The 26,097-nt window shown below is 59.7% G+C and carries 26 protein-coding genes; 5 read left to right on the forward strand and 21 right to left on the reverse strand.

The window, feature by feature from the left end; all coding sequences use genetic code 11:
- Window positions 1–95: 95 nt before the first annotated feature.
- From glmU to HW090_RS10150, 16 genes are all read right to left on the reverse strand, one after another.
- On the reverse strand, window positions 96–1,466 hold the full coding sequence (glmU, locus tag HW090_RS10075; protein WP_179113406.1) for a bifunctional UDP-N-acetylglucosamine diphosphorylase/glucosamine-1-phosphate N-acetyltransferase GlmU: 1,371 nt from the start codon (window positions 1,464–1,466) through the stop codon (window positions 96–98).
- An 85-nt stretch (window positions 1,467–1,551) separates the two neighbouring features.
- Complete coding sequence (locus HW090_RS10080; RefSeq protein WP_179113407.1) at window positions 1,552–1,980, reverse strand: F0F1 ATP synthase subunit epsilon; 429 nt, start codon at window positions 1,978–1,980, stop codon at window positions 1,552–1,554.
- 80 nt (window positions 1,981–2,060) lie between these two features.
- Entirely contained in the window at window positions 2,061–3,437 is a 1,377-nt protein-coding gene (atpD, locus tag HW090_RS10085) for a F0F1 ATP synthase subunit beta (RefSeq protein WP_179113408.1), read from the reverse strand.
- A 30-nt stretch (window positions 3,438–3,467) separates the two neighbouring features.
- Window positions 3,468–4,334, reverse strand: a complete 867-nt coding sequence (gene atpG / locus HW090_RS10090) for a F0F1 ATP synthase subunit gamma (protein WP_179113409.1) — start codon at window positions 4,332–4,334, stop codon at window positions 3,468–3,470.
- Window positions 4,335–4,385: 51 nt separating this feature from the next.
- Window positions 4,386–5,930, reverse strand: a complete 1,545-nt coding sequence (gene atpA / locus HW090_RS10095; RefSeq protein ID WP_179113410.1) for a F0F1 ATP synthase subunit alpha — start codon at window positions 5,928–5,930, stop codon at window positions 4,386–4,388.
- A 15-nt stretch (window positions 5,931–5,945) separates the two neighbouring features.
- Window positions 5,946–6,482, reverse strand: coding sequence for a F0F1 ATP synthase subunit delta (locus HW090_RS10100; RefSeq protein WP_179113411.1), 537 nt, complete (start codon window positions 6,480–6,482; stop codon window positions 5,946–5,948).
- Between the two features lie 12 nt (window positions 6,483–6,494).
- The gene (locus HW090_RS10105; protein WP_179113412.1) at window positions 6,495–6,965 is read right to left on the reverse strand and encodes a F0F1 ATP synthase subunit B; all 471 of its coding nucleotides are present in this window, start codon (window positions 6,963–6,965) and stop codon (window positions 6,495–6,497) included.
- A gap of 93 nt (window positions 6,966–7,058) precedes the next feature.
- Window positions 7,059–7,286: a F0F1 ATP synthase subunit C gene (gene atpE / locus HW090_RS10110; RefSeq protein WP_093985463.1), complete on the reverse strand. Its 228-nt coding sequence runs from the start codon at window positions 7,284–7,286 to the stop codon at window positions 7,059–7,061.
- Between the two features lie 58 nt (window positions 7,287–7,344).
- Window positions 7,345–8,199, reverse strand: a complete 855-nt coding sequence (gene atpB / locus HW090_RS10115) for a F0F1 ATP synthase subunit A (RefSeq protein ID WP_179113413.1) — start codon at window positions 8,197–8,199, stop codon at window positions 7,345–7,347.
- Window positions 8,200–8,214: 15 nt separating this feature from the next.
- Complete coding sequence (locus tag HW090_RS10120) at window positions 8,215–8,610, reverse strand: F0F1 ATP synthase subunit I (protein ID WP_256930801.1); 396 nt, start codon at window positions 8,608–8,610, stop codon at window positions 8,215–8,217.
- 124 nt (window positions 8,611–8,734) lie between these two features.
- A complete protein-coding gene (locus HW090_RS10125; protein ID WP_179113414.1) occupies window positions 8,735–9,607 on the reverse strand; it encodes a ParB/RepB/Spo0J family partition protein in 873 nt (290 codons plus the stop codon).
- A 9-nt stretch (window positions 9,608–9,616) separates the two neighbouring features.
- Window positions 9,617–10,405, reverse strand: coding sequence for a ParA family protein (locus HW090_RS10130; RefSeq protein WP_179113415.1), 789 nt, complete (start codon window positions 10,403–10,405; stop codon window positions 9,617–9,619).
- 5 nt (window positions 10,406–10,410) lie between these two features.
- The gene (gene rsmG, locus HW090_RS10135; protein WP_179113416.1) at window positions 10,411–11,073 is read right to left on the reverse strand and encodes a 16S rRNA (guanine(527)-N(7))-methyltransferase RsmG; all 663 of its coding nucleotides are present in this window, start codon (window positions 11,071–11,073) and stop codon (window positions 10,411–10,413) included.
- Entirely contained in the window at window positions 11,070–12,956 is a 1,887-nt protein-coding gene (gene mnmG, locus HW090_RS10140) for a tRNA uridine-5-carboxymethylaminomethyl(34) synthesis enzyme MnmG (RefSeq protein ID WP_179113417.1), read from the reverse strand. Before mnmG ends, rsmG begins: the two co-directional genes overlap by 4 nt.
- A 423-nt stretch (window positions 12,957–13,379) precedes the next feature.
- Window positions 13,380–13,973, reverse strand: coding sequence for a glutathione S-transferase family protein (locus HW090_RS10145; protein WP_179113418.1), 594 nt, complete (start codon window positions 13,971–13,973; stop codon window positions 13,380–13,382).
- Window positions 13,960–14,439 (reverse strand): VOC family protein, encoded by a 480-nt coding sequence (locus HW090_RS10150; protein WP_256930650.1) that lies wholly within the window; start codon window positions 14,437–14,439, stop codon window positions 13,960–13,962. Before HW090_RS10150 ends, HW090_RS10145 begins: the two co-directional genes overlap by 14 nt.
- A gap of 115 nt (window positions 14,440–14,554) precedes the next feature.
- Here HW090_RS10150 and HW090_RS10155 point away from each other — a divergent pair, with 115 nt between their 5' ends.
- Window positions 14,555–15,451: a LysR family transcriptional regulator gene (locus HW090_RS10155; protein ID WP_179113419.1), complete on the forward strand. Its 897-nt coding sequence runs from the start codon at window positions 14,555–14,557 to the stop codon at window positions 15,449–15,451.
- A 19-nt stretch (window positions 15,452–15,470) separates the two neighbouring features.
- Here HW090_RS10155 and mnmE read toward each other — a convergent pair whose 3' ends face one another.
- From mnmE to rpmH, 5 genes are all read right to left on the reverse strand, one after another.
- Window positions 15,471–16,838, reverse strand: coding sequence for a tRNA uridine-5-carboxymethylaminomethyl(34) synthesis GTPase MnmE (mnmE, locus tag HW090_RS10160; RefSeq protein WP_179113420.1), 1,368 nt, complete (start codon window positions 16,836–16,838; stop codon window positions 15,471–15,473).
- A gap of 67 nt (window positions 16,839–16,905) precedes the next feature.
- The gene (gene yidC / locus HW090_RS10165; protein ID WP_179113421.1) at window positions 16,906–18,621 is read right to left on the reverse strand and encodes a membrane protein insertase YidC; all 1,716 of its coding nucleotides are present in this window, start codon (window positions 18,619–18,621) and stop codon (window positions 16,906–16,908) included.
- Window positions 18,622–18,623: 2 nt separating this feature from the next.
- Complete coding sequence (gene yidD, locus HW090_RS10170) at window positions 18,624–18,869, reverse strand: membrane protein insertion efficiency factor YidD (protein ID WP_179113422.1); 246 nt, start codon at window positions 18,867–18,869, stop codon at window positions 18,624–18,626.
- 4 nt (window positions 18,870–18,873) lie between these two features.
- Entirely contained in the window at window positions 18,874–19,242 is a 369-nt protein-coding gene (gene rnpA, locus HW090_RS10175) for a ribonuclease P protein component (protein WP_179113423.1), read from the reverse strand.
- 17 nt (window positions 19,243–19,259) lie between these two features.
- On the reverse strand, window positions 19,260–19,394 hold the full coding sequence (gene rpmH, locus HW090_RS10180; protein WP_003246698.1) for a 50S ribosomal protein L34: 135 nt from the start codon (window positions 19,392–19,394) through the stop codon (window positions 19,260–19,262).
- 558 nt (window positions 19,395–19,952) lie between these two features.
- Here rpmH and dnaA point away from each other — a divergent pair.
- Genes dnaA through gyrB form a run of 4 tightly spaced genes read left to right on the forward strand, consistent with a single transcriptional unit; the run spans window position 19,953 to window position 26,058 of the window.
- Complete coding sequence (dnaA, locus tag HW090_RS10185; RefSeq protein WP_179113424.1) at window positions 19,953–21,395, forward strand: chromosomal replication initiator protein DnaA; 1,443 nt, start codon at window positions 19,953–19,955, stop codon at window positions 21,393–21,395.
- Window positions 21,396–21,430: 35 nt separating this feature from the next.
- A complete protein-coding gene (dnaN, locus tag HW090_RS10190; protein ID WP_179113425.1) occupies window positions 21,431–22,537 on the forward strand; it encodes a DNA polymerase III subunit beta in 1,107 nt (368 codons plus the stop codon).
- Between the two features lie 9 nt (window positions 22,538–22,546).
- Window positions 22,547–23,644 carry a DNA replication/repair protein RecF gene (gene recF, locus HW090_RS10195; RefSeq protein ID WP_179113426.1) on the forward strand — a complete coding sequence of 366 codons (1,098 nt, stop codon included), beginning with the start codon at window positions 22,547–22,549 and terminating at the stop codon, window positions 23,642–23,644.
- The gene (gene gyrB, locus HW090_RS10200; RefSeq protein WP_179113427.1) at window positions 23,641–26,058 is read left to right on the forward strand and encodes a DNA topoisomerase (ATP-hydrolyzing) subunit B; all 2,418 of its coding nucleotides are present in this window, start codon (window positions 23,641–23,643) and stop codon (window positions 26,056–26,058) included. Before recF ends, gyrB begins: the two co-directional genes overlap by 4 nt.
- Window positions 26,059–26,097 lie beyond the last annotated feature (39 nt).

The raw sequence follows: 26,097 nt of genomic DNA on the forward strand, positions 1-26,097 counted from the left end.
CTCTATCGCCCACCTTCCGCCCCTGCACGGTGAGGCGCATCAGAGCGTTCAGGTGCGCACGGCGCACCCGCATGCAGCGTCACGTTATCGTGAATTCAGCTCTTTTTGCCGGACTTGGTCGGACGCTGCCAGCCTTCGATATTGCGCTGACGACCACGACCCAGCGCCAGGCCATCGGCCGGCACATCCTCGGTGATGGTGGAGCCAGCGCCAGTGGTCGAACCACTGCCCAGGACCAGTGGCGCTACCAGCGAACTGTTGGAACCGATGAAGACATCTTCCCCCAACACGGTGCGGTGCTTGTTGGCACCGTCATAGTTGCAGGTGATGGTGCCAGCGCCGATATTGCTGCGCGCACCCACTTCGGCATCGCCCAGGTAGCTCAGGTGGCCAGCCTTGGCACCCTCGCCCAATACCGCGTTCTTCAGTTCGACGAAGTTACCGACATGGGCCTTGGCCCCCAGCACGGTGCCGGGACGCAGGCGGGCGAAAGGACCGCAGTCCGCACCCTCGCCGACCTCGGCACCTTCCAGATGACTGTTGGCCTTGATGATCGCGCCTTTGCGCAGGGTGCTGTCCTTGATCACGCAGTTAGGCCCGATCTGCACGTCATCCTCTATCACTACACGCCCTTCGAGGATCACGTTGATATCGATGGTCACGTCACGCCCGACGCTAACATCGCCGCGTACGTCGAAGCGGTAGGGATCGATCAGCGTAACCCCTTGTGCCATCAGGCGATTGGCCAGGCGTTGCTGGTAGTGGCCTTCCAGTTGCGAGAGCTGGATGCGGTCATTGGCGCCCTGCACTTCCATCGCATCCTCGGCCTTCTCGGTGGCCACCACCAGACCGTCCCCCACCGCCATGGCGATGACGTCGGTGAGGTAGTACTCGCCCTGGGCATTGCTGTTGGACAGACGACCCAGCCAGTCGCCCAGCCGATTGCCCGGAACCGCCAGGATGCCGGTGTTGCCCTCGCGGATCAGCCGCTGCTCGGCCGTGGCGTCCTTGTGTTCGACGATGGCCGTGACCACGCCGGACTCGTCACGCACGATGCGGCCATAGCCGGTCGGGTCATCCAGTTCCACCGTCAGCAGGGCAAGCTGCTCGCCACCCACTTTCTGCAACAGGCGCTCCAGCGTGGGTTGCTCGATCAGCGGAACATCGCCGTAGAGGATCAGCACGCGCTCGGCCGTCAGTGCCGGCAGGGCCTGGGCCACGGCATGGCCGGTTCCCAGTTGTTCGGCCTGCAGCACGAAGTTCAGGTCATCCGCCGCCAGACGCTCGCGTACGCTGTCGGCGCCATGGCCAATCACCACATGGATGCCCCGTGGCTGCAACTGGCGAGCCGTATCGATCACATGGCCGAGCATGGACTTGCCCGCAACCGGGTGCAGTACCTTCGGCAGGCTGGAGCGCATGCGGGTGCCCTGGCCGGCGGCGAGGATGACGATATCGAGGGACATGGAAACGATCCTGTACGGTTTCTGAAAAAGAAAAAGGGTAGCCAAGGCTACCCTTTTACTCGTGCAAGGTGAAACGGACGGGCGATCAGCCGCGGCCGTACTTCTTGCGCAGGTGCTCGATGGTGCGCAGTTGCGCAGCGGCTTCGGCCAGACGAGCTGCGGCGGAGCCGTAGTCGAATTCCGCACCCTTTTCATTGAGCGCCTTCTCGGCGGCCTTGACGGCAGCCTGTGCAGCGGCTTCGTCGAGATCCTTGGCACGTGTAGCAGTATCGGCCAGGACCTTGACCATATTCGGCTGGACTTCGATGAAGCCACCGGAAATATAGAAGATCTCTTCCTCACCACCCTGCTTGATCACACGCACGGGACCCGGCTTGAGATCGGTCAGCAATGGCGCGTGGCCTGGCAGAATACCCAGGTCACCCAGATGACCATGGGCAACGACCATTTCCACCAGTCCCGAGAACAGCTCTTCTTCCGCACTGACGATGTCACAGTGGACTGTCATAGCCATAGTATTGCCTCGGTAGTCGGCCCCGACGGGCGCTCATGCGCCGCCAGGCCCGGATCGGCGCCCGCGAACGGGCGCACCAGTTACAGTTTTGCAGCTTTCTCGATGGCTTCGTCGATACCGCCGACCATGTAGAACGCCTGCTCCGGCAGGTGATCGTAGTCACCGTTGAGGATGCCGGCGAAACCACGGATGGTTTCTTTCAGCGGAACGTACTTGCCTGGCGAACCGGTGAAGACTTCGGCCACGAAGAACGGCTGGGACAGGAAGCGCTGGATCTTACGGGCACGGGATACCAGCTGCTTGTCGGATTCCGACAGCTCGTCCATACCGAGGATCGCGATGATGTCCTTCAGTTCCTTGTAACGCTGCAGGACGTACTGAACGCCACGAGCGGTGTCGTAGTGCTCCTGGCCGATCACCAGCGGGTCCAGCTGACGCGAGGTGGAGTCGAGCGGATCGACCGCCGGGTAGATACCCAGGGAGGCGATGTCGCGGGACAGAACCACGGTGGCGTCCAAGTGGGCGAAGGTGGTCGCCGGGCTCGGGTCGGTCAAGTCATCCGCAGGTACGTATACGGCTTGTACCGAGGTGATCGAGCCGTTCTTGGTGGAGGTGATGCGCTCTTGCAGAACGCCCATTTCCTCGGCCAGGGTCGGCTGGTAGCCCACTGCGGACGGCATACGACCCAGCAGCGCGGACACTTCGGTACCGGCCAGGGTGTAGCGGTAGATGTTGTCGACGAACAGCAGAACGTCACGGCCTTCGTCACGGAACTTCTCGGCCATGGTCAGGCCGGTCAGTGCCACACGCAGACGGTTTCCTGGTGGCTCGTTCATCTGGCCATAGACCAGGGCGACCTTGTCCAGAACGTTGGAGTCCTTCATCTCGTGATAGAAGTCGTTACCTTCACGAGTACGCTCGCCCACGCCAGCGAACACGGAGTAACCGCTGTGTTCCATGGCGATGTTGCGGATCAGTTCCATCATGTTGACGGTCTTGCCGACACCGGCACCACCGAACAGACCGACTTTACCGCCCTTGGCGAACGGGCAGACCAGGTCGATGACCTTGATGCCGGTTTCCAGCAGGTCGTTGCCGCCAGCCTGTTCGGCATAGCTCGGCGCAGCGCGGTGGATGCCCCAACGCTCTTCTTCACCGATCGGACCGGCTTCGTCGATTGGGTTGCCCAGTACGTCCATGATCCGGCCCAGGGTGGCAGTGCCAACCGGTACGGAGATGGCAGCGCCAGTGTTGCTGACGTCCAGGCCACGCTTGAGGCCTTCGGTCGAACCCATGGCGATGGTACGGACGATGCCGTCGCCCAGCTGCTGCTGGACTTCCAGGGTGGTCTCGGCGCCGCTGACTTTCAGGGCGTCATAGACGTTCGGCACCAGATCGCGCGGAAATTCCACGTCGATAACGGCGCCGATGATTTGAACGATACGTCCGCTACTCATGTTTGGTTCCTCTGAATATTTGAACCGTTCTTAAACCGCGGCAGCGCCGCCGACGATTTCCGAAATTTCCTGCGTGATCGCAGCCTGACGGGCCTTGTTGTACACCAGTTGCAGATCCTTGATGAGATCGCCGGCGTTGTCGGTCGCGTTCTTCATCGCGATCATGCGGGCCGCCTGCTCGGCAGCGCCGTTCTCGACCACTGCCTGGTAGACCTGCGACTCGATGTAGCGCACCAGCAGTGCGTCCAGCAGTCGTTGCGGGTCCGGCTCGTACAAGTAGTCCCACTGGCCCTTCGGCGCGGTCTGATCGTCTTCACCTGCGGCCAGAGGCAGCAACTGATCGATGCTGGGCTTCTGCACCATGGTGTTGATGAACTTGTTCGACACCAGGTAAAGGCGATCGATACGCCCCTGGTCGAAGGCATCCAGCATGACCTTGACGCTACCGACCAGGTCATTCACCGACGGGGCTTCGCCCAGTTGGCTGATTGCCGCGACCACATTGCCGCCGAAACTGCGGAAGAAGCTCGCGCCCTTGTTACCGATCACGCACAGGTCGGCTTCGACATTGCTGTCGTGCCACTGCTTCATGTTCTTGATCAGGGCCTTGAACAGGTTGATGTTCAAGCCACCGCACAGGCCACGGTCGGACGATACGATGATGTATCCGACACGCTTGACCGGGCGCTCGACCATGAAGGGATGGCGGTATTCCGGGTTGGTATTGGCCAAATGGCCAATCACCTGACGGATCCGCTCCGCGTAGGGACGGCTGGCAGCCATGCGCTGTTGTGCCTTGCGCATCTTGCTGACCGCCACTTTCTCCATGGCGCTGGTGATCTTCTGCGTGCTTTTGATGCTCGCAATCTTGCTGCGAATCTCTTTTGCGCCTGCCATTTGACACCTATCGGGTTAAGCAGGCGGGAACCTTGCGGTTCCCGCTGCGGCTTACCAGGTTTGGGTGGCCTTGAACGACTCGATACCGGACTTGATGCCAGCGTCGATTTCGTCGTTGAAGTCGCCCTTTTCGTTGATCTTCGCCAGCAGAGCGGCATGCTCGTGCTGGAAGTAGGCGATCAACGCCTGCTCGAAGGCACCGACCTTGGCCACTTCGATGTCCTGCAGGAAGCCACGCTCGGCGGCATACAGGGACACGGCCATTTCGGCGATGGACATCGGCGCATACTGCTTCTGCTTCATCAGCTCGGTGACGCGCTGACCATGCTCCAGCTGCTTGCGGGTCGCTTCGTCCAGATCGGAAGCGAACTGGGCGAAAGCCGCCAGTTCACGGTACTGGGCCAGCGCGGTACGAATACCACCGGACAGCTTCTTGATGATCTTGGTCTGAGCGGCACCACCCACGCGGGATACCGAGATACCGGCGTTGACGGCCGGACGGATACCCGAGTTGAACATGGCCGATTCCAGGAAGATCTGACCGTCGGTGATCGAGATCACGTTGGTCGGAACGAACGCGGAAACGTCGCCAGCCTGGGTTTCGATGATCGGCAGAGCGGTCAGGGAACCGGTCTTGCCAGTCACGGCGCCATTGGTGAACTTCTCGACGTACTCTTCGGAAACGCGGGAAGCGCGCTCCAGCAGACGGCTGTGGAGATAGAACACGTCGCCCGGGTAGGCTTCACGTCCTGGCGGACGGCGCAGCAGCAGGGAGATCTGGCGATAGGCAACGGCTTGCTTGGACAGATCGTCATAAACGATCAGTGCGTCTTCGCCGCGGTCGCGGAAGTACTCACCCATGGTGCAACCGGCATACGGCGCCAGGTATTGCAGGGCAGCGGACTCGGAAGCCGAGGCAGCGACGACGATAGTGTTAGCCAGGGCGCCGTGTTCTTCCAGCTTGCGAACCACGTTGGCGATGGTCGACTGCTTCTGACCGATGGCCACGTAGACGCAACGGATGCCACTGTCTTTCTGGTTGATGATGGCGTCGATGGCCAGAGCGGTCTTGCCGATCTGACGGTCACCGATGATCAGCTCGCGCTGGCCACGGCCGACCGGGATCATGGCATCGACCGACTTGTAGCCGGTCTGTACCGGCTGGTCGACCGACTTACGCCAGATCACGCCAGGCGCGACTTTTTCCACCGCGTCGGTGGCCTGGGCGTTTACCGGGCCCTTGCCGTCGACGGGGTTGCCCAGGGCATCGACCACACGACCCAGCAGTTCCGGACCGACCGGTACTTCCAGGACGCGGCCAGTGCACTTGGCGCTCATGCCTTCGGTCAGACCCTGGTAGCTGCCCAGGACCACGGCACCGACGGAGTCCTGCTCCAGGTTCAGTGCCATACCGTAGATGCCGCCAGGGAATTCGATCATTTCGCCGTACATCACATCGGCCAGGCCGTAGATGCGAACGATGCCGTCGGAAACGCTGACGATGGTGCCCTCATTACGGGCTTGAGCAGACACATCGCTCTTGGCGATACGCTGCTTGATGATTTCACTAATCTCGGAAGGATTCAGTTGCTGCATGCCATGACCCTCAAATCAGGATTTCAACGATTCGGCCAACTGGCTCAGTTTGCCGCGGACCGAACCGTCGACAACCACGTCACCGGCGCGGATAACCAAGCCGCCGATAAGAGCAGGGTTAACGACCTGCTGGGGGTTGACGGTACGATCTAGCCGCTTCGACAGGGCGGCAGCCAAAGTTTGGAGTTGCTCGGCGCTCAGCTCGAAAGCCGTCTGCACCTCGACGTCGATTGTCTTGTCGGCCTCGGCCTTGAGTTCCTCGAACAGCGTCCGAATGGTCGGCAACACAGCCAGGCGATCATATTCACCCAGCGTATTGACGAAATTGCGGAACGCTTCATCGGTGGAGTCGCCGAATGCGTCTACCAGCGTCCTGACCTTTGCTTCACTGGTCAGACGCGGGTTTTTCAGCAGTTCGGCGACTTCCGGGACTTCAACGGCGATCGCAGCCAGGTTCAGCATGCCAGACCAGGATTCGGTCTGGCCGCCGGCGCTGGCGAACTCGAAAGCGGCTTTCGCGTAAGGCCGGGCAAGCGTCTGGGTATTGATCATCGCTTGCCTCGCTTAGAGTTGGGAGGCCAGTTTTTCGACCAGATCATTGTGCGCCTTGGCATCCACCTGGGATTCCAGAATCTTCTCGGCACCCAGTACGGCCAGAGCCGCTACCTGAGAGCGAAGCTGATCCTTGGCACGATTCACTTCCTGTTCGATTTCTGCGCGGGCGCCGGCGACCAGTCGCTCGCCTTCGGCACGTGCCTGTTGCTTGGCTTCTTCAACGATCGCGTTAGCCTGCTTGTTAGCCTGCTCAAGGATCTGGGCAGCTTGCCCCTTGGTCTCACGGAGGGTGTTGGTCACCTTCTCCTGAGCCAGTTTCAGGTCTTGCTGCGCACGGCCTGCGGCGTCCAGCCCTTCAGCGATTTTCTTCTGGCGTTCCTGCATGGCCTTGGTAATAGGCGGCCATACGAACTTCATGCAGAACCAGACGAAAATAGCGAAGGCGAACGTTTGACCGAACAGCGTCAAGTTAATGTTCACAGCGATTTACCTCGTGCTATCTCGTTCGACGCGGTTGTCAATTCCACGGCAACGGGGCTCGCCAGGCGAACCCCATCAGGAACCGGAAAATGCTTAGGCAGCGACAACGAAGATGAGGTACATCGCGATACCAACACCGATCATCGGTACGGCGTCGAGCAGACCAGCCATCAGGAAGGTCTTGGTTTGCAGCTGAGGAGCCAGCTCGGGTTGACGAGCGGTGGATTCCAGCAGCTTGCCACCCAGCAGGGCGAAGCCGATACCGGTGCCCAGGGCACCCAGACCGATCATGATGGCGGCAGCGATGTAGACGAGTTCCATGTAAAGCTCCTGAAGCTAAGGGGGGTTTAGGGTTTTAGGTTAGTGCGTTGATGCGTTTTCAGTGATGTTCTTCATGGGCAGAGCTGAGGTACACCACCGTCAATACCATGAAGATGAAGGCCTGCAGCGGAATCACCAGGATATGGAAGATCGCCCAAGGCACATTCAGGGTCCACTGCACGTAGAACGGCAGCAGAGCGATGAGGATGAAGACCACCTCACCGGCATACATGTTGCCGAACAGACGCAGGGCCAGGCTCAGCGGCTTGGTCAGCAGACCGAGTATCTCGAGGAACAGGTTGAACGGAACCAGCGTCCAGTGGTTGAACGGTGTGAACGACAATTCCTTGGTGAAGCCGCCGATGCCCTTGACCTTGATGCTGTAGAACAGGATCAGGATGAATACGCCGAGGGACAGGCCGAAGGTGCCGTTCGGATCGGCGGTGGGCACGATCTTGAACGCCGGCAGGCCGAGCAGGCTGGCGATGCCCGGGATGTAGTCGACCGGGATCCACTTCAGGCTGTTCATCAGGAACACCCAGACGAAGATGGTCAGGGCCAGGGGAGCGATCAGGGTGTTGCGGCCGTGGAAGGTGTCCTTGACCACGCCTTCGACGAAGTCGACGCACATCTCGACGAAGTTCTGCAGCTTGCCCGGAACACCGGCGGTGGCAGCCCTGGCGGCGGCACTGAAGACCAGTATGAAGATCAGGCCCATGAACAGCGACCAACCCAGGGTGTCCAGGTGAACCGCCATGAAGCCCATCTCGCGAGCCTCGAGGCCGGTCTGGGCGATGGTCCAGGTAGCCTGGTCGAGGACGGTGCCATCCGCACGCTCGTAACCCGCAGGCAGCTTGCCATAGGTCAGGTTTTGCAGGTGATGCTGGATATATTCAGCCGGGGTACTCGCCATAGATGCCTCAAATGCTCAATGCTTCGGATTATTTTTCAGCAGGAGTGCACCTGCGCCCACACCCAGAACCAGCAGATAGCCGGCAAAAAGAGCAAGCGGCTCAAGAGGCCTCACTCCAACGAACACCAGCGCAAACAACGCTGCTGCAAGAATCTGTTTCCCCATTTCCCCAGACCAGAAGGACTGGATGATCGCCCCGGTCGAACGTGCGCCAAAATAACGAAAGGCCTTGTATGCGAAATACACGTTCGCCAACAGTGCAATCGATCCGCCCAGCAGGACCGAGTAACCAGCCGTCAAATCAAACGACAGACCGGCCAGAATCGCCGCCACCACGGTGGCCAGCATCTGCATCCGTATCACACGGAAAACAGGCAAGCGATGGAGAGGTGTTCTGTTGCGTATTTTCACCGTGTATCCATCACTGCGCAGTGTTTTCACCGCAGTCAAAAAAGCGCGGCGAGTATAGGAGCAGCCCAACCCTGGTTCAACCTTCCGGTAGTAATTTGCCAGGACGGCTACATGGTTTTTTGTTTCAGCGGATGTGTGCCAGTACACCTTGCAACTCATCCAGGGAAGCGTAGCTGATCACCAGCGTCCCCTTCCCCTTGCGGCCATGGCGAATCTGCACGGGAGAGCCCAAACGCTCAGCCAATCGCTGTTCCAGCCGTACGATGTCAGGATCGCTGGCAACCTGCTCCTTCTGCTGCGGCTTGTCGCTCAGCCACTGGCGGACCAGGGCTTCGGTCTGCCGCACGGTCAGCGCACGTGCGACAACATGACGCGCCCCTTCCACCTGCCTTTCCAGTGGCAGGCCCAGCAAAGCCCGCGCATGACCCATTTCCAGATCACCATGGGACAACAGTGTCTTGATCTCTTCCGGCAGGCCGATCAGGCGCAGCAGGTTGCTGATAGTGACGCGCGACTTGCCCACGGCATCGGCCACTTGCTGCTGGGTCAGCTGGAATTCCTGCTGCAGGCGCTGCAACGCTTGCGCCTCTTCGATCGGGTTGAGGTCCTCACGCTGGATGTTCTCGATCAGCGCCATGGCAATGGCCGCCTCGTCGGGCACTTCGCGCACCAGCGCCGGGACCTTGTCCAGCCCGGCCAACTGGCTGGCACGCCAGCGCCGCTCACCCGCGATGATCTCGAAACGCCCGGCGCCGATCGGACGCACCACGATGGGCTGCATCACGCCCTGGGCCTTGATCGACTGTGCCAGCTCTTCCAGCGCCTCGGGGTCCATGTCGCGGCGCGGCTGGTACTTGCCACGCTGCACCAGTTCCAGCGGCAGTTGCTGCAGCTCGCGGCCATCGGCCTTGCGAGCATCTTCCTGCAGGCTTGCGACCGCATTTCCCCCTAGCAGGGCATCCAGTCCGCGTCCCAGACCTCGTTTCTTGGTTGCCATGAAAATTCCTTATGCGCGGGCCTTGCGGGCCTCGCTGCGTTGTCGGCGTGACAGTTCGCCTGCCAGCGCCAGGTAAGCCAGTGCGCCTTTCGACTGCTTGTCGTACACCAGGGCCGGCATGCCATGGCTCGGCGCTTCGGCCAGCCGTATGTTGCGCGGAATCACGGTGTCGTAGAGCTTGTCGCCGAAATGTTCGCGGAGCTGCTCGGATACATCGTTGGTCAGGCTGCTGCGCGGGTCGTACATGGTGCGCAGCAGTCCCTCGATCTTCAGCGCCGGATTGAGTGCCTGGCTGATGCGCTGGATCGAACTCATCAGGTCGCTCAGCCCTTCCAGGGCATAGTATTCGCACTGCATGGGGATGATCACGCCATCCGCCGCGGTCAGGGCGTTGACCGTCAGCATCGACAGCGACGGCGGGCAATCGATCAGGATGTAGTCGTAGTTGTCGCGCACCGCCGCCAGGGCTTCTCGCAACCGATGCTCACGGGCAGGCAGCTTGAGCAGTTCGACTTCCGCAGCCGTCAGGTCGCGGTTGGCGGGCAACAGTTGATAACCGCCATGTTCCGAATACTGCATCGCATCGATCAGGTTGCATTCGCCGATCAGCACATCGTAGATCGAGTGCTCCAGGTGCAACTTATCCACACCACTGCCGGTCGTCGCATTGCCCTGTGGATCAAGGTCGATCAGCAGCACATGACGACGGGTGGCCACCAGCGAGGCGGCCAGGTTGATGCAAGTGGTGGTCTTGGCGACACCGCCTTTTTGGTTGGCGATGGCGATTACTTTGCCCATGGCGTTCAGTGCCTGTCCGATTCGCAAGTGCGGCGCAGTATCAACAGATGGCGCTGCCCTTGGCAACCTGGAACCTGCAGCAGGTGGCAGGCTTGCAGATTGAAATCAGCCGGCAGGGCCTGCAGTTCATCGCTCGGATGAACGCCCTTCATGGCCAGCCACTGGGTATCTACATCCCCGAGGTGACGGGTCCACTCGGTGAAATCGTGCAGTGAGCTGAATGCCCGGGAGGTGATCCCGCTGAACGGCTGTTCCGGACGGAAGGATTCGACACGACTGTGGATAACTTCCAGATTGGCGAGTTTCAGCTCCAGTTTGACCTGGGTGAGAAAGCGCGTCTTCTTGCCGTTCGAGTCCAACAGCGTGAAGCGCCGTTGTGGAAACAGGATCGCCAGGGGAATGCCGGGCATTCCGCCACCACTGCCGACATCCAGGATATTGTCCCCGGCGGCGCGAACGTACTCGACGACACTGAGGCTATCGAGCAGATGCCGCGATACCATCTCGTCGGGGTTGCGCACCGCCGTCAGGTTGTAGGCCTTGTTCCACTTGATCAACAGGGCCAGGTAGCCGAGCAGGCGCTCTTTCTGCCCATCGTCCAGGGCAACGCCAAGCTGCTCCGCGCCCTGCGACAGTTCCAGGGCATGTCGTTCGGTCACGCTACTCATAGACTTTGCAACTGTGCGACACCACGCTTCTTCAGATTGACCAGCAGCAGGGAGACGGCGGCCGGTGTCACGCCAGGCACGCGTGAAGCCTGCCCGAGGGTTTCCGGTCGTGCGCTGCTCAGCTTGTGCTGGATTTCCTTGGACAGCCCGCTGATCGCGGCATAGTCGATATCCTCCGGCAGGCGGACATTCTCGCTGGCCCGCAGCCTGGCGATTTCGTCCTGCTGGCGGTCGATGTAGCCGGCGTACTTGCTGCGGATTTCCACCTGCTCGGCGACCTGCGGATCTTCCGCTCCAGTACCGGTCAACTCGATCAGCGCGGCATAGTCGATTTCAGGCCGCGACAGCAGGTTCTGCAGGCTGTATTCATGGCTCAGCGGCGTACCAAACCGTGTGGCAATCGCATCGCCCTGCGCTGTGTTCGGCTGCACCCAGGTGCTTTTCAGGCGTTGTTCTTCGAGTGCAATGCCTTCGCGCTTGCGTTCGAAAGCCGCCCAGCGCACATCGTCCACAAGGCCCAACTCCCGGCCCTTCTCGGTCAGGCGCAGATCGGCATTGTCCTCGCGCAGGATCAAGCGGTATTCCGCCCGCGAGGTGAACATGCGGTACGGCTCCTGGGTTCCCAGGGTGATCAGGTCGTCCACCAGTACACCGATGTAAGCCTCATCGCGACGTGGACACCAGGCTTCCCGGCCCTGGGCTCGCAGCGCGGCATTGCAGCCTGCCAGCAGGCCCTGGGCGCCGGCTTCTTCGTAACCGGTGGTGCCGTTGATCTGCCCGGCGAAGAACAGCCCCTGGATGGCCTTGGTTTCCAGACTGTATTTCAAATCGCGTGGGTCGAAGAAGTCGTACTCGATGGCATAGCCCGGACGCACGATATGGGCGTTCTCCATTCCCCGGATGCTCTGCACGATCTGCAGTTGCACATCGAAGGGCAACGAGGTGGAAATCCCGTTCGGGTACAGCTCGTGGGTGGTCAGGCCCTCGGGTTCGATGAATACCTGATGGCTGTCCTTGTCGGCGAAGCGGTGGATCTTGTCTTCGATCGACGGGCAATAACGCGGGCCGATGCCCTCGATCACCCCGGAGTACATCGGTGAGCGATCCAGGTTCGAAGCGATGATCTCGTGGGTGCGCGCGTTGGTATGGGTGATCCAGCAACTGACTTGCTGTGGATGCTGTTCTTTCGAACCGAGGAACGACATCACCGGGATCGGTGTATCGCCTGGTTGCTCGGTCATTGCCGAGAAATCCACCGAGCGACCATCGATTCGCGGCGGTGTCCCGGTCTTCAAGCGTCCGACACGCAGTTGCAGCTCACGCAAACGCTTGGCCAGGGCGATGGACGGTGGGTCGCCAGCACGTCCACCGGAGTAGTTCTGCAAGCCGATGTGGATAAGTCCGCCGAGGAAGGTGCCTGTGGTCAATACCACGGAATCGGCGAGAAAGCGCAGTCCCATCTGGGTAACTACACCTCTGACCTGGTCCTGCTCGACGATCAGGTCGTCAGCGGCTTGCTGGAATATCCACAGGTTGGGCTGGTTTTCCAGGATTTCCCGTACGGCGGCCTTGTAGAGAATGCGATCAGCCTGGGCACGGGTCGCACGAACGGCCGGGCCTTTGCGGCTGTTCAAGGTGCGGAACTGGATTCCACCCTTGTCGGTTGCCACTGCCATGGCACCACCGAGTGCATCGATTTCCTTGACCAGGTGGCTTTTGCCAATGCCACCAATTGCAGGGTTGCAGCTCATTTGCCCGAGTGTTTCGACGTTGTGCGAGAGCAGCAGTGTTTTCACGCCCATGCGCGCAGCGGCCAATGCTGCCTCGGTACCGGCATGACCACCGCCGATCACGATCACGTCAAAACGGGAAGGGAAATCCACCACACACCTCGGGCTTTTTATCGGGAGCGGAAGTATAGGGACTTGCCTGCGACTAAAGAAGGGCCATGGACAAAAAGTGACCAGACGGCCTGGCGGTCAGCGGAGTGGGGAAAGTGAACATAGAAAAATAAGAAAGAATTTATTCAAAGCTTATTTTTATGATTATGTATGGTCAGCGGCTTTTCTGTGGATAAGTAACCTGAGGCCTTGTACAGAAGGTCTTTCAGAGAATGATAAGTCTGTGCCCTGACTGCGGCTTTCCGGTGGCATTCCCGTCGAGAAGCTGTGCATAAACAAGTGTGTTATGCACAGGCGCCTTCGGGCACGAGTTTTCGACAGGGTTATCTACCTGGCTCAAGGGGACTTTTCCACAAAGCTCAGGCCGGACGATCATCATCAGTCCGGCCCTGGTATCTCCAATACTCAGCTGCCTGGCATGGCCAGGTAGCCAGGCAGTGCCTTGATGCGCTCGATCCAGAGGCCTATGTGTGGATAGGGCGAAATATCCACTGCACCTTCCGGTGCCAGGACTACATACGGATACACCGCACAATCGGCAATCGTCGGCCTCGAAAGGGCGAGCCAGTCATGCCGTTGCAGATGGTTTTCCAGCAAGCCGAGGATACGGCTGGAGCGCGCCAATGCAGTGGCCTTGTCCAGGGTGTAGCCGAACTTGTCCACCAGGCGTGCAGCACACGGGCCGTTCTGGATTTCATTGGCGGCAGTGGACAACCACTGGACGATTTCGGCCTGGAGAGAGGCTTCCTGCGGCCACCAGGCCGCCCCACCATACTGTCCCGCCAGGTACACCAGAATGGCCTGGGAATCGCGCAGTATCCGCTCGCCATCGACCAGGATCGGTAATTCCATCCACGGGTTGAGGTCGCTCAGAGGTGCCTGCTTGTGTTCTCCCGCCAGGAAGTCGACGGCGACCAACTCCAGGTCGATATGGGCCAGGGCGGCGAACAGCCTGACCTTGTAGCAGTTACCGGACAGTTCGAGATCATAGAGCTTCATGGGGCTTCTCCTTATTGTCTATGTTGTCTATCAATTGATTGAATTCGAGGACATTGCCATCCGGATCGCGGATGAAAAGCGCTATTCGGCGCGGACCTATCGCTTTCGGTCCTTCGGTGATGCGGATGCCCCGCGCTTGCAGCCAGGCCTGCAAGCATTCCAGGTCATCCACGACGAAGGCCGGATGAGTCATGCCGGGCAACTTGATCGGAGCATCCAGCAGGACGTTATGGCTCCCTGGTTGGCGTGCGCCATTGAAGATCAGGTTGATCCGCACACCGTCGGAACTCAGCATCTCGTTGGCTTCAAGGCCCGGGAAGCTGATGTTTTCCCTGAAGCCCAGGCTGGTGTAGAACGCCAGGGCCCGCTGCCGGTCGCTGACACGTATGCCTATGTGATCGTAGGCGAGGATGCGTGATGGATTGGTGTGGATGTCATCCATCACGGCTGGTGCTGTCTGTTGCATCTGCGCTGCCTTGCAATCGTTGTCGATAGCGGACAGTCTCGCCCCGGATAGACTCGCGACCAATGCCGCACGGCTGACAACAGCATTGCGTTCTATGCACAGATAAGGAGCCTGGATGGACCGACTCAAAGCCATGACGACTTTCGTCGCCATCGTCGATGCGGGAAGCCTGAGTGCTGCCGCTACTAAGCTCGGTCAATCGCCGGCGGCTGTCGTGCGTACCCTCGCGGCACTGGAGAAACATCTGGGCGTACGCCTGCTCAACCGGACGACCCGACGCCTTGCACTGACAGACGAGGGCAGCGAGTACCTGGCCTGGTGCCAGCGCATCCTGGCCGAGTTCGAGGTCATCGAGCAGGCGTTCGATGCCCGCTCCCATCGGCCGGGCGGGATCGTGCGAATGACCGCGCCCGTAGCGTTCGGCCATCTGCATGTGGTGCCCCTGGTGAACCGCTTCCTGGGCATCGACCCTGCACTGCGTATCGAACTGACCTTGCTCGATCGAACGGTTGACCTTCTGGAGGAAGGGCTCGATCTGGCGGTCCGAATCGGCCACCTGCCAGACTCGTCGATGATCGCCCGACCGGTGGGCAAGACCCGTCATGTCACCTGTGCCAGCCCCGGTTTTCTGGAGCGCACGGGCGAGCTGTCCTCCCCTGATGACCTGGCGAGAACGGACTGCATCGTCTTTTCCGGTCATGGAAGGCGTTGGGAGTTCCTGCGGGAGCAGTCTCCGATCACTGTGGAGGTCACTCCCCGGCTGGTATCCAATCAGGTGCAGGCCGTGAGGCTGGCCTGCGAGCAGGGGATAGGCGTTGCGCGCCTGCTGCATTACCAGGTCGCCGAAGCTCTGGCTGATGGCCGACTGACCCGCGTGTTAGCGCATTTCGAACTGCCGGATGTCCCCATCCAGCTGGTCTACCCCCACTCTCGCCTGCTATCGCCACGGGTACGGCGTTTCATCGACTGGGCGGCACCACTGCTGAGTCAGTCCATTCCAGAGCCGAGCTGATTGTTGCTCGGCAGGACTGTCACTTGCCGATGCAGAAACTCGAGAAGATGCGCCCCAGCAGGTCATCGGAACTGAAGGCTCCGGTGATTTCGCCCAGCGCCTGTTGGGCCAGACGCAAGTCTTCAGCCAGCAGTTCGCCGGCGCCGGCCTGGGTCAGTTGGGTGTGGCCATGTTCGAGGTGGCTGGCTGCCTGGCGTAATGCATCGAGGTGGCGGCGGCGGGCGCTGAAACCACTTTCAGCCGTCTGTTGATAACCCATGCATTGCTTGAGGTGCTCGCGCAGCAGCTCGATGCCGTCTCCCGAACGGGCCGAGAGCCTGATTGTGGCTTGGCCATCGGGTTGTTGCTGCAAGCCTGTCGGCTCGCCGGAAAGGTCGCTCTTGTTGCGGATGAGGGTGACCCTGGAGGCGTCGGGACGCACATCGGGAAACTCTTCCCACAGTGCCTGCTGGCCATGTTCCCCGTCGGCACAGGCATCGATCACCAGCAGAATGCGGTCAGCCTGCTGGATAGCCTGCAAAGCACGCTGCACGCCGATCTTCTCTACCTGATCGCTGGTGTCGCGCAGGCCCGCGGTGTCGATGACATGCAGCGGCATGCCATCGATGTGGATATGTTCACGCAACACGTCCCGGGTGGTGCCGGCAATATCGGTGACGATGGCGGTTTCGCGGCCTGCCAGGGCGTTCAACAGGCTGGATTTACCAGCATTCGGTCGACCGGCGATCACCACGTTCATCCCGTCGCGCAGCAGGGCGCCCTGGCCAGCTTCGCGTTGTACGCTACCCAGCGACTCGCGTACGCCATGCAAGAGCTGCAACACGTGGCCATCGGCAAGGAAGTCGATTTCCTCTTCGGGAAAGTCGATGGCCGCCTCGACATAGATCCGCAGGCGTATCAGCTCTTCCGTCAGCTCATGCACACGCCGGGAAAACTCCCCTTGCAAGGAGCGCACGGCATTCAGTGCAGCCTGGGTGGAACTGGCTTCGATCAGGTCGGCGATCGCCTCTGCCTGGGCCAGGTCCAGTTTGTCGTTGAGGAAGGCACGTTCGCTGAATTCACCTGGTCGGGCCAGGCGGGCGCCCAGTTCGATGCAACGGTGCAGCAGCATGTCCAGCACCACCGGGCCACCATGTCCCTGTAGCTCCAGCACATCCTCTCCGGTGAACGAGTGGGGCCCGGCGAAGAACAGCATCAGGCCTTCGTCGAGGACATCGCCCTCGTTGGAGTGGAAGGGACCGTAATGGGCATGACGCGCCACAGGCTCGCGGCCTGTCAGGGTGATGGCGATCGAGCGGGCGCGTGTGCCGGATACCCGCACGATGCCCACCCCTCCACGACCGGGAGCGGTGGCAATCGCGGCGATGGTCTCGGTGACTGTGGACATGCTTTTTCCCCTATAGCAAAACGCCCCTGGGCAGGGGCGTTTTGGGATTGTTCAGTGATCTACCCGATCAGGCCGCCTGGGCAGCCCGCTCGATCTTGCGGGTAATGTACCACTGCTGTGCGATGGACAGGATGTTGTTGACCACCCAGTACAGCACCAGACCTGCCGGGAACCACAGGAAGAAGAAGGTGAAGATGATCGGCAGCAGCTTCATCACGCGAGCCTGCATCGGATCGGGCGGCGTGGGGTTGAGCTGCTGCTGGATGAACATGCTGACGCCCATGATGATCGGCAGGATGAAGAACGGATCCTTGATCGACAGGTCGGTTATCCACAGCAGCCAGGGCGCCTGGCGCATCTCGACGCTTTCCAGCAGTACCCAGTAGAGGGACAGGAACACGGGCATCTGCACGAGGATCGGCAGGCAACCACCCAACGGGTTGATCCGCTCCTTCTTGTACAGCTCCATCATCGCCTGGGACATCTTCTGGCGGTCATCGCCGAACTGTTCCTTGAGCGCCTGCATCTTCGGCGCAACGGCACGCATGCGCGCCATCGACTTGTAGCTGGCCGCCGAGAGCGGGAAGAAGATCAGCTTGATAACCACGGTCAGGGCGATGATCGACCAGCCCCAGTTGCCCAACAGGCCATGGATCACTTCCAGCAGCCAGAAGATCGGCTGGGCGAGGAACCACAGCATGCCGTAGTCGACGGTCAGGCGCAGTCCCTCGGACAGGGATTCGAGCTTGTCCTGGATCTTCGGACCGGCATAGAGCTTGGCACCGGTTTCGCCTTGGGCGCCGGCGGCAACGGTCACGGCCGGACCGGTGAAACCGATGATGTAGTTGCCCTGGTTGTCCTTGCGTGTCTGTACCTGGTGGGTGCCATCCTTCGCAGGAATCCAGGCGGTGACGAAATAGTGTTGCAGCCAGGCGACCCAGCCACCTTGCACTGTTTCCTTGAGCCAGGCATTGGGATTGCCTTCGCGGCGCTTTTCGTCCTGTTTGTCGATGTCTTTCATCGACACTTTCTTGTAGGGCTCTTCCGCTGTCCACAATGCGGCACCCAGGTAAGTGGCGGTGCCGGTGGCGGTGCTGGAGGACGGGTCGCCGCTGCTGTCGCGCTTGAGCTGACCGAACAGGTAACCGTTCCAGGTCTTGTCGCTCTGGTTGTCGATCAGGTAGCGCACGTCCAGAACGTACTCACCGCGTTCGAAGACGAAACGCTTGGTGTAGCTGACGCCATCGGCGCTGTAGGTCAGGTCGACGACCAGTTGCTGCTCGCCGTCGGCCAGTACGTAGCTGCTCTTGGCCGTGCTGTAGAGCGGGCGTCCTGCGGCTGCCTGGTCCGGACCATCGCCGATCAGACCGCTTTGTGCTTCGTACAGGCGCTCGGCACTGCGTTCGAACAGCTGGAACGGTACGTCGGGACGATCCTGGCGACGTGGGTATTGGGGGAGTCGCAGGTCGACGATATCGCCGCCGCGAGGATCGATGGCCACGTCCAGGACGTCGGTCTTGACACGAATCAGCGCATCATTCGCTGCAGTCGAACCGACAGGCAGTTCGTCAGCCACTTGCTGCCCCGGAACCGAAGGCAGGTCACCTTGTTGCTGGGTATTGGCAACAGGCGTTTGTGGCAGGGAGTTGTCTGTGTCGGCTGGACGGAGCTGGGTCGTTTCCGCAGGCAATGCCGCCTGCCCGTAGTCCTGGTTCCACTGCAGAACCATCAGGTAGGAAACGACTGCCAGAGCAACGAGCAGAATCGAGCGTTTGATATCCATGGTTACTTGGCCGTCGAAGATGAATTGGAAGTTTTATGAGAAGGCACAGGATCGTAGCCGCCGGGATGCCATGGATGACACCGAGCGAGCCTACGTACGGTCAGCCAGCCACCACGAATGACACCGTGTGTCTCGATGGCCTCATAGGCATAACAGGAGCAACTGGGATAGAAGCGACAATGGCTCGCCATCATAGGACTGATAGCGTACTGGTAGATCCGGATGGGGATTAGAGCCAGTTTGCGCATGAGGTCACTCTTCGGGATTCGCAGAGCGATCGCGTGACAAGCGTTTCCAGAACTTGTTGAACTGTCGGGAAAGCTCGGGGTTGTCCATGTCGGCCAATCCCTTGCGCGCGATGATCACTACATCCCAACCGACCAGGCCTGTCTGTTGCAGGCGGAAGGTTTCACGTATCTGCCGTTTGATTCTGTTGCGTTCGACCGAGAGCTTTACGCTCTTCTTGCCGATGACCAACCCCAGTCGGGGTCGCTGCAGGTCGTTCCTGCGAGCCAGCAACAGGACACTCCTGCCCGGCAGTTTCGCGGAAGGGGAGTCGAAGACTGATTTGAATTGGCTTGGGGTCAGCAGACGCTTGTCCCGACCGAAGTCCCGACTCACCACCGGTTCCGCAATGATCAGACGGTCAGACGCTTACGGCCTTTGGCACGACGGCGGGACAGAACAGCGCGACCGTTCTTGGTGGCCATACGGGCACGGAAGCCATGGGTGCGAGCGCGCTTGATGGTGCTGGGTTGGAAAGTGCGTTTCATGATGCGTTTACCTGGTAATCCACTCGAGCCGGAATGGCCCGCGCTTAAAGAGACCGGCGATTGTAGAGAAGCCGAAGGGTCAGGTCAATTTCCAACCAGCGCGATGTTTCACCTTCGTCCATGAGGCTTCGGGTAGATATGAATAGAAGAAAAGAATTTAAAGTCTTTTCTGATACAGCTTTTATGTATTAGCAGAAGAATATCTGTGGATAAACCTATGCGGGCCTTTGTTGACGAGGCTATCAGCGAAAAGAAACCCGGTTGGAAAGCCGTGTTCTTCTGGTGGAATGTAGGGGGACAGCCTGTGGGTGGATTGCCATTTTATCCACAGATGGTGATATAGGCGTTTTCTTCACAGGCTTTTGCAGAGCCTTCAGCCTGACTTATCAACAGTGTTCCTGAGCCCCAGGCGGGTTGGAATGAAGGGATATTTTCAGTACACGCCGAAAAATCTTCCTGCAAGTTGGACGGGTCTCAGGGGATTTGTGGATAACCGTGTCGGGCATGGATACAATGTCGGTCGTTTTCAGGCCAGGCCCAGAGTCGATAGGAGCGTCCGTGTCGGTGGAACTTTGGCAGCAATGCGTAGAACTCCTGCGCGATGAGCTGCCGGCGCAACAATTCAACACATGGATTCGTCCACTGCAGGTCGAGGGTGATGCCGACGAGTTGCGGGTCTATGCACCCAATCGCTTCGTGCTCGACTGGGTCAATGAGAAATACCTCACCCGCTTGCTCGAGCTGCTGTCCGAGCGCGGAGAGAGCGGGCTGGCCCCTGCTCTGTCCCTGCTGATCGGCAGCAAACGTGCTGCAGGTGTCCAGGCTGCACGCTCACCAGCCCCCGTTGCTCCTGCTCTTGCTCCTGTCGTGGCCGCTGTCGCAACCAGTGTCGCCGAGACTGTCAGTGTTCAAGAGGAGCCCGCTCCGGCGCCCAAGGCCGCTGTCGAGCGCACGGTGCAGGTAGAAGGTGGACTCAAGCACACCAGTTACCTCAACCGTACCTTCACGTTCGAGAATTTCGTCGAAGGCAAGTCGAACCAACTGGCCCGCGCAGCCGCCTGGCAGGTCGCCGATAATCCCAAGCATGGCTACAACCCTCTGTTCCTGTATGGCGGCGTTGGCCTGGGCAAGACCCACTTGATGCATGCGGTGGGCAACCATCTGTTGAAGAAGAACCCCAATGCCAAAGTGGTCTACCTGCATTCGGAGCGCTTCGTCGCGGACATGGTCAAGGCGTTGCAGCTCAACGCCATCAACGAATTCAAGCGTTTCTACCGCTCGGTCGACGCATTGCTGATCGACGATATCCAGTTCTTCGCCAAGAAGGAGCGCTCCCAGGAGGAGTTTTTCCACACCTTCAACGCGCTGCTCGAAGGTGGCCAGCAGGTGATTCTCACCAGCGATCGCTATCCCAAGGAAATCGACGGCCTGGAAGAGCGGCTCAAATCGCGCTTCGGCTGGGGACTGACGGTGGCCGTTGAACCGCCTGAACTGGAGACCCGAGTCGCGATCCTGATGAAAAAGGCCGACCAGGCGAAGATCGAGCTGCCCCATGATGCAGCCTTCTTTATTGCCCAGCGTATTCGCTCCAACGTGCGTGAGCTCGAGGGGGCACTCAAGCGGGTGATCGCCCACGCCCATTTCATGGGGCGCGACATCACCATCGAGCTGATCCGCGAGTCGCTCAAGGATTTGTTGGCATTGCAGGACAAACTGGTCAGCATCGACAATATCCAGCGCACGGTCGCCGAGTACTACAAGATCAAGATTGCCGATCTGTTGTCAAAGCGCCGCTCGCGTTCAGTCGCGAGGCCGCGTCAGGTCGCCATGGCGCTGTCCAAGGAACTGACCAACCACAGTCTTCCCGAGATCGGCGATGCCTTCGGTGGCCGGGACCATACGACGGTTCTGCATGCTTGTCGTAAAATTGCCGAACTCCGCGAAATAGATGCGGATATTCGGGAAGATTACAAGAATTTGCTACGTACACTGACAACTTGAATAGAGCACCCATTTAACAGGCAAGGGATCAGACCATGCATTTCACCATTCAGCGCGAAGCCTTGTTGAAACCTCTGCAACTGGTTGCCGGTGTCGTCGAACGCCGGCAGACGCTGCCGGTTCTTTCCAATGTGCTGCTGGTCGTAGAAGGGCAACAGTTGTCCCTGACCGGCACCGACCTGGAAGTGGAACTGGTCGGGCGTGTGTCCCTGGAGGATGCCGCCGAGCCGGGTGAAATCACTGTCCCCGCGCGCAAGCTGATGGATATCTGCAAGAGCCTGCCGAACGATGCCGTCATCAGCGTTCGCCTGGAAGAGCAGAAGATCATCATCAAGTCCGGTCGCAGCCGCTTCACTCTGTCGACTCTGCCAGCCAACGACTTCCCGACTGTGGAGGAAGGCCCTGGCTCCCTGAATTTCAGCGTTCCCCAGCACAAGGTGCGACGCATCATCGAGGGCACCAGCTTCGCCATGGCGCAGCAGGATGTCCGCTACTACCTGAACGGCATGCTGGTCGAAGTCTCCAGTGGTCAACTGCGTGCCGTCGCTACCGATGGTCACCGTCTGGCCATGTGTTCGATGCAGGCCGAAGGTATCGAGCAGGTTGAAAAGCACCAGGTCATCGTACCGCGCAAGGGCATCCTCGAACTGGCGCGTCTGCTGACCGACCAGGATGCTGAAGTCGGTATCGTGCTGGGCCAGCATCATATCCGTGCGACCACGGGAGAGTTCACCTTCACCTCCAAGCTGGTGGATGGCAAGTTCCCTGATTACGAGCGCGTATTGCCGCGTGGTGGCGACAAGCTGGTGGTTGGCGATCGCCAGGCACTGCGTGAAGCGTTCAGCCGCACTGCGATCCTCTCCAACGAAAAATACCGTGGCATTCGCCTGCAACTGGAAAATGGCTTGCTGAAAATCCAGGCCAACAACCCGGAGCAGGAAGAGGCCGAGGAAGAAGTGGCGGTTGATTATGCCGGTGCTTCGCTGGAGATCGGTTTCAACGTCAGCTACCTGCTGGACGTGTTGGGTGTGATCAACAGCGAGAAAGTACGTCTACTGCTCTCTGACTCCAACAGCAGTGCGCTGGTCCAGGAGTTCGATAACGATAACTCGGCCTATGTCGTCATGCCGATGCGCCTGTAATCGTTCTGCATGGCGCTCAGCCGTCTGTCCGTCACCGGTTTGCGTAACTTGCAGCCGGTGACCTTGACCCCCTCCTCTCGCATCAACATCCTCTACGGCGACAATGGCAGCGGCAAGACCAGCCTGCTGGAAGCCATCTACCTGCTGGGCATGGCCCGCTCCTTTCGCAGTCACAAGCTGACACCGCTGATTACCCATGAGCAACCTTCCTGCACCGTGTTCGGACAGGTCGGGCACTCTGCGCTGGGTATTTCCCGTGATCGCTCCGGCGATGTGCGCATTCGTATCGATGGCAACAATGTCCGTTCGGCGGCCGAACTGGCCGAGGCACTGCCGCTGCAATTGATCAACCCGGATAGTTTTCGACTGCTGGAAGGCTCGCCAAAGCTGCGTCGGCAGTTTCTCGACTGGGGTGTGTTCCACGTGGAACCTCGCTTCATCAAGGCGTGGCAGCGGATGCAGCAGGCCCTGCGGCAAAGGAACTCGTGGCTGCGTCATGGTACACTTGACGTTGCTTCTCGCTTGGCTTGGGATCATGAATTGAGCCTGGCCAGCGATGAAATGGATGAGTACCGCAGGGCTTATATCCAGGCGTTGAAACCGGTTTTCGAGCAGGTGCTGAAGGCATTGCTCGAACTCGATGGCTTGACCCTGAGTTACTACCGGGGCTGGGACAAGGAGCGCCCTCTGGCGGATGTCCTGACGGCCTCCTTCGAGCGTGACCGGGCTTTGGGCTATACCCAGGCCGGACCGCAGCGGGCTGATCTGCGTTTGCGCATCGGACACCATAGTGCTGTGGATATATTGTCGCGAGGTCAGCAGAAGCTGGTGGTCTGCGCCTTGAGAATTGCCCAGGGGCATCTGGTCAGCGCCGCACGTCGTGGCCAATGTGTCTACCTGGTGGATGATCTGCCATCGGAGCTGGATGAACAGCACCGACAGGCACTGTGCTCATTACTCGAGCAGCTTGAATGTCAGGTTTTCATAACCTGCGTGGATTCGAAGTTATTGCAGGACGGCTGGCTGGAAGATACGCCAGTCTCAATGTTTCACGTGGAACATGGAAATATCATCCAGGTCCACGACCCTTTGGGAGCGAAGGCATGAGCGAAGTTCACACGTACGATTCCTCCAGTATCAAGGTCCTCAAGGGACTGGATGCCGTACGCAAACGCCCCGGTATGTATATCGGTGATACCGACGATGGTTCGGGCCTGCACCATATGGTGTTCGAGGTCGTCGATAACTCGATCGACGAAGCACTGGCCGGCCATTGCAGTGATATCAGCATCACCATTCATACCGACGAGTCGATCACCGTTCGTGACAACGGTCGTGGCATTCCCGTGGATATCCACAAGGAAGAAGGTGTTTCCGCTGCCGAAGTGATCATGACCGTGCTGCATGCCGGCGGGAAGTTCGACGATAACTCCTACAAGGTTTCCGGCGGTCTGCACGGCGTGGGTGTATCCGTGGTGAATGCCCTGTCGTCCGAGCTGCAACTGACCATTCGCCGTGAGGGCAAGGTCTGGGAGCAGGTCTATGAGCATGGTGTGCCCAGGGCTCCCTTGGCTCCGGTTGGCGATACGGACACGTCTGGTACGCAGATTCACTTCAAGCCTTCGCCCGAGACGTTCGCCAACATCCATTTCAGCTGGGACATCCTGGCCAAGCGCCTGCGCGAGCTGTCGTTCCTCAATTCCGGCGTTGGCATCCTGCTGCGCGACGAGCGCACGGCCAAGGAAGAATTGTTCAAGTACGAAGGTGGTTTGCGTGCCTTCGTGGAATACCTGAATACCAACAAGACCACCGTCAACAACGTGTTCCACTTCAATGTGCAACGTGACGATGGCGTGGGTGTGGAAGTCGCCCTGCAGTGGAATGACAGCTTCAACGAGAACCTGCTGTGCTTCACCAACAACATTCCGCAACGGGATGGTGGTACGCACCTGGCTGGCTTCCGTTCGGCGCTCACGCGCAACCTGAACCACTATATCGAGCAGGAAGGCCTGGCCAAGAAGCACAAGATCGCGACCACGGGCGACGATGCCCGAGAAGGCCTGACGGCGATCATTTCGGTCAAGGTGCCAGACCCGAAGTTCAGCTCGCAGACCAAGGACAAGTTGGTCTCTTCCGAAGTGAAGACCGCTGTCGAGCAGGAAATGGGCAAGTACTTCGCTGACTTCCTGCTGGAAAACCCCAACGAAGCCAAGGCCGTGGTCGGCAAGATGATCGACGCTGCCCGTGCCCGTGAAGCGGCACGCAAGGCACGTGAAATGACGCGTCGCAAGGGTGCCCTGGATATCGCCGGGCTGCCTGGAAAACTGGCTGACTGCCAGGAAAAAGACCCGGCGCTGTCCGAACTCTACATCGTGGAAGGGGACTCCGCGGGCGGCTCTGCCAAGCAGGGACGTAACCGCAAGACCCAGGCGATCCTGCCGCTCAAGGGCAAGATCCTCAACGTCGAGAAGGCGCGTTTCGACAAGATGCTGTCCTCCCAGGAGGTCGGTACCCTGATCACCGCGCTGGGTTGCGGGATCGGTCGCGAGGAATACAACATCGATAAACTGCGCTACCACAACATCATCATCATGACCGATGCTGACGTCGACGGTTCGCACATTCGTACCCTGTTGCTGACCTTCTTCTTCCGGCAGATGCCGGAGCTGATCGAGCGCGGCTACATCTATATCGCCCAGCCGCCGCTGTACAAGGTCAAGAAAGGCAAGCAGGAGCAGTACATCAAGGACGACGAGGCCATGGAAGAATACATGACCGCCTCGGCGCTGGAAGATGCCAGCCTGCACGTCAACGAGAGCGCTCCGGGCCTGTCGGGCGCGGCGCTGGAGAAGCTGGTCAACGACTACCGTGCAGTGATCAAGACGCTGCAACGCCTGTCACGGCTCTACCCGCAGGACATCACCGAGCACTTCCTCTATCTGCCCGCGGTGTCGGTCGAGCAACTGGCCCAGCGTGAGGCCATGCAAGGGTGGGTCGACCAACTGGACATCCGTCTGAAAACCTCGGAGAAGTCCGGCCTCAGCTACAAGGTGAGCCTGCGTGAAGACACCGAGCGGCACATCTGGCTGCCGGTGGTGGAGCTGGTTTCCCATGGGGTTTCCAACTATGTCACCTTCAACCGGGATTTCTTTTCCAGCAACGACTACCGCACGGTGGTGCGTCTGGCCGAAGCGCTGAACAACCTGCTGGAAGAGAATGCCTACGTCCAGCGTGGCGAGCGCAAGAAACCGGTGAAGAGCTTCAAGGAAGCATTGGACTGGCTGATGGGCGAGAGCACCAAGCGCCACAGCATCCAGCGCTACAAGGGGTTGGGCGAGATGAACCCGGACCAGTTGTGGGAAACCACCATGGACCCGGAAGTCCGTCGCATGCTCAAGGTGACCATCGAGGATGCCATCGGCGCCGACCAGATCTTCAATACCCTGATGGGCGATGCGGTCGAGCCTCGGCGCGACTTCATCGAAGCCAACGCACTGGCGGTGTCCAACCTGGACTTCTGATGCGGCATGGCCCATGAAGGGTGCACGATTACGAATGGG

Origin of the sequence: Pseudomonas sp. ABC1 (assembly GCF_013395055.1) — a bacterium.
GTDB lineage: Bacteria > Pseudomonadota > Gammaproteobacteria > Pseudomonadales > Pseudomonadaceae > Stutzerimonas.

Coding starts and splice junctions, on each gene's coding strand:
- atpA (WP_179113410.1), bottom strand. CDS start 5,930: ATGCAGCAACTGAATCCTTCCGAGATTAGTGAAATCATCAAGCAGCGT.
- HW090_RS10130 (WP_179113415.1), bottom strand. CDS start 10,405: ATGGGCAAAGTAATCGCCATCGCCAACCAAAAAGGCGGTGTCGCCAAG.
- mnmE (WP_179113420.1), bottom strand. CDS start 16,838: ATGTCCACAGTCACCGAGACCATCGCCGCGATTGCCACCGCTCCCGGT.
- gyrB (WP_179113427.1), top strand. CDS start 23,641: ATGAGCGAAGTTCACACGTACGATTCCTCCAGTATCAAGGTCCTCAAG.
- atpG (WP_179113409.1), bottom strand. CDS start 4,334: ATGGCAGGCGCAAAAGAGATTCGCAGCAAGATTGCGAGCATCAAAAGC.
- HW090_RS10100 (WP_179113411.1), bottom strand. CDS start 6,482: ATGATCAATACCCAGACGCTTGCCCGGCCTTACGCGAAAGCCGCTTTC.
- yidD (WP_179113422.1), bottom strand. CDS start 18,869: ATGCGCAAACTGGCTCTAATCCCCATCCGGATCTACCAGTACGCTATC.
- HW090_RS10150 (WP_256930650.1), bottom strand. CDS start 14,439: ATGCAACAGACAGCACCAGCCGTGATGGATGACATCCACACCAATCCA.
- rpmH (WP_003246698.1), bottom strand. CDS start 19,394: ATGAAACGCACTTTCCAACCCAGCACCATCAAGCGCGCTCGCACCCAT.
- atpD (WP_179113408.1), bottom strand. CDS start 3,437: ATGAGTAGCGGACGTATCGTTCAAATCATCGGCGCCGTTATCGACGTG.
- rsmG (WP_179113416.1), bottom strand. CDS start 11,073: ATGAGTAGCGTGACCGAACGACATGCCCTGGAACTGTCGCAGGGCGCG.
- glmU (WP_179113406.1), bottom strand. CDS start 1,466: ATGTCCCTCGATATCGTCATCCTCGCCGCCGGCCAGGGCACCCGCATG.
- dnaN (WP_179113425.1), top strand. CDS start 21,431: ATGCATTTCACCATTCAGCGCGAAGCCTTGTTGAAACCTCTGCAACTG.
- HW090_RS10155 (WP_179113419.1), top strand. CDS start 14,555: ATGGACCGACTCAAAGCCATGACGACTTTCGTCGCCATCGTCGATGCG.
- HW090_RS10080 (WP_179113407.1), bottom strand. CDS start 1,980: ATGGCTATGACAGTCCACTGTGACATCGTCAGTGCGGAAGAAGAGCTG.
- HW090_RS10145 (WP_179113418.1), bottom strand. CDS start 13,973: ATGAAGCTCTATGATCTCGAACTGTCCGGTAACTGCTACAAGGTCAGG.
- recF (WP_179113426.1), top strand. CDS start 22,547: ATGGCGCTCAGCCGTCTGTCCGTCACCGGTTTGCGTAACTTGCAGCCG.
- atpB (WP_179113413.1), bottom strand. CDS start 8,199: ATGGCGAGTACCCCGGCTGAATATATCCAGCATCACCTGCAAAACCTG.
- HW090_RS10125 (WP_179113414.1), bottom strand. CDS start 9,607: ATGGCAACCAAGAAACGAGGTCTGGGACGCGGACTGGATGCCCTGCTA.
- yidC (WP_179113421.1), bottom strand. CDS start 18,621: ATGGATATCAAACGCTCGATTCTGCTCGTTGCTCTGGCAGTCGTTTCC.
- atpE (WP_093985463.1), bottom strand. CDS start 7,286: ATGGAACTCGTCTACATCGCTGCCGCCATCATGATCGGTCTGGGTGCC.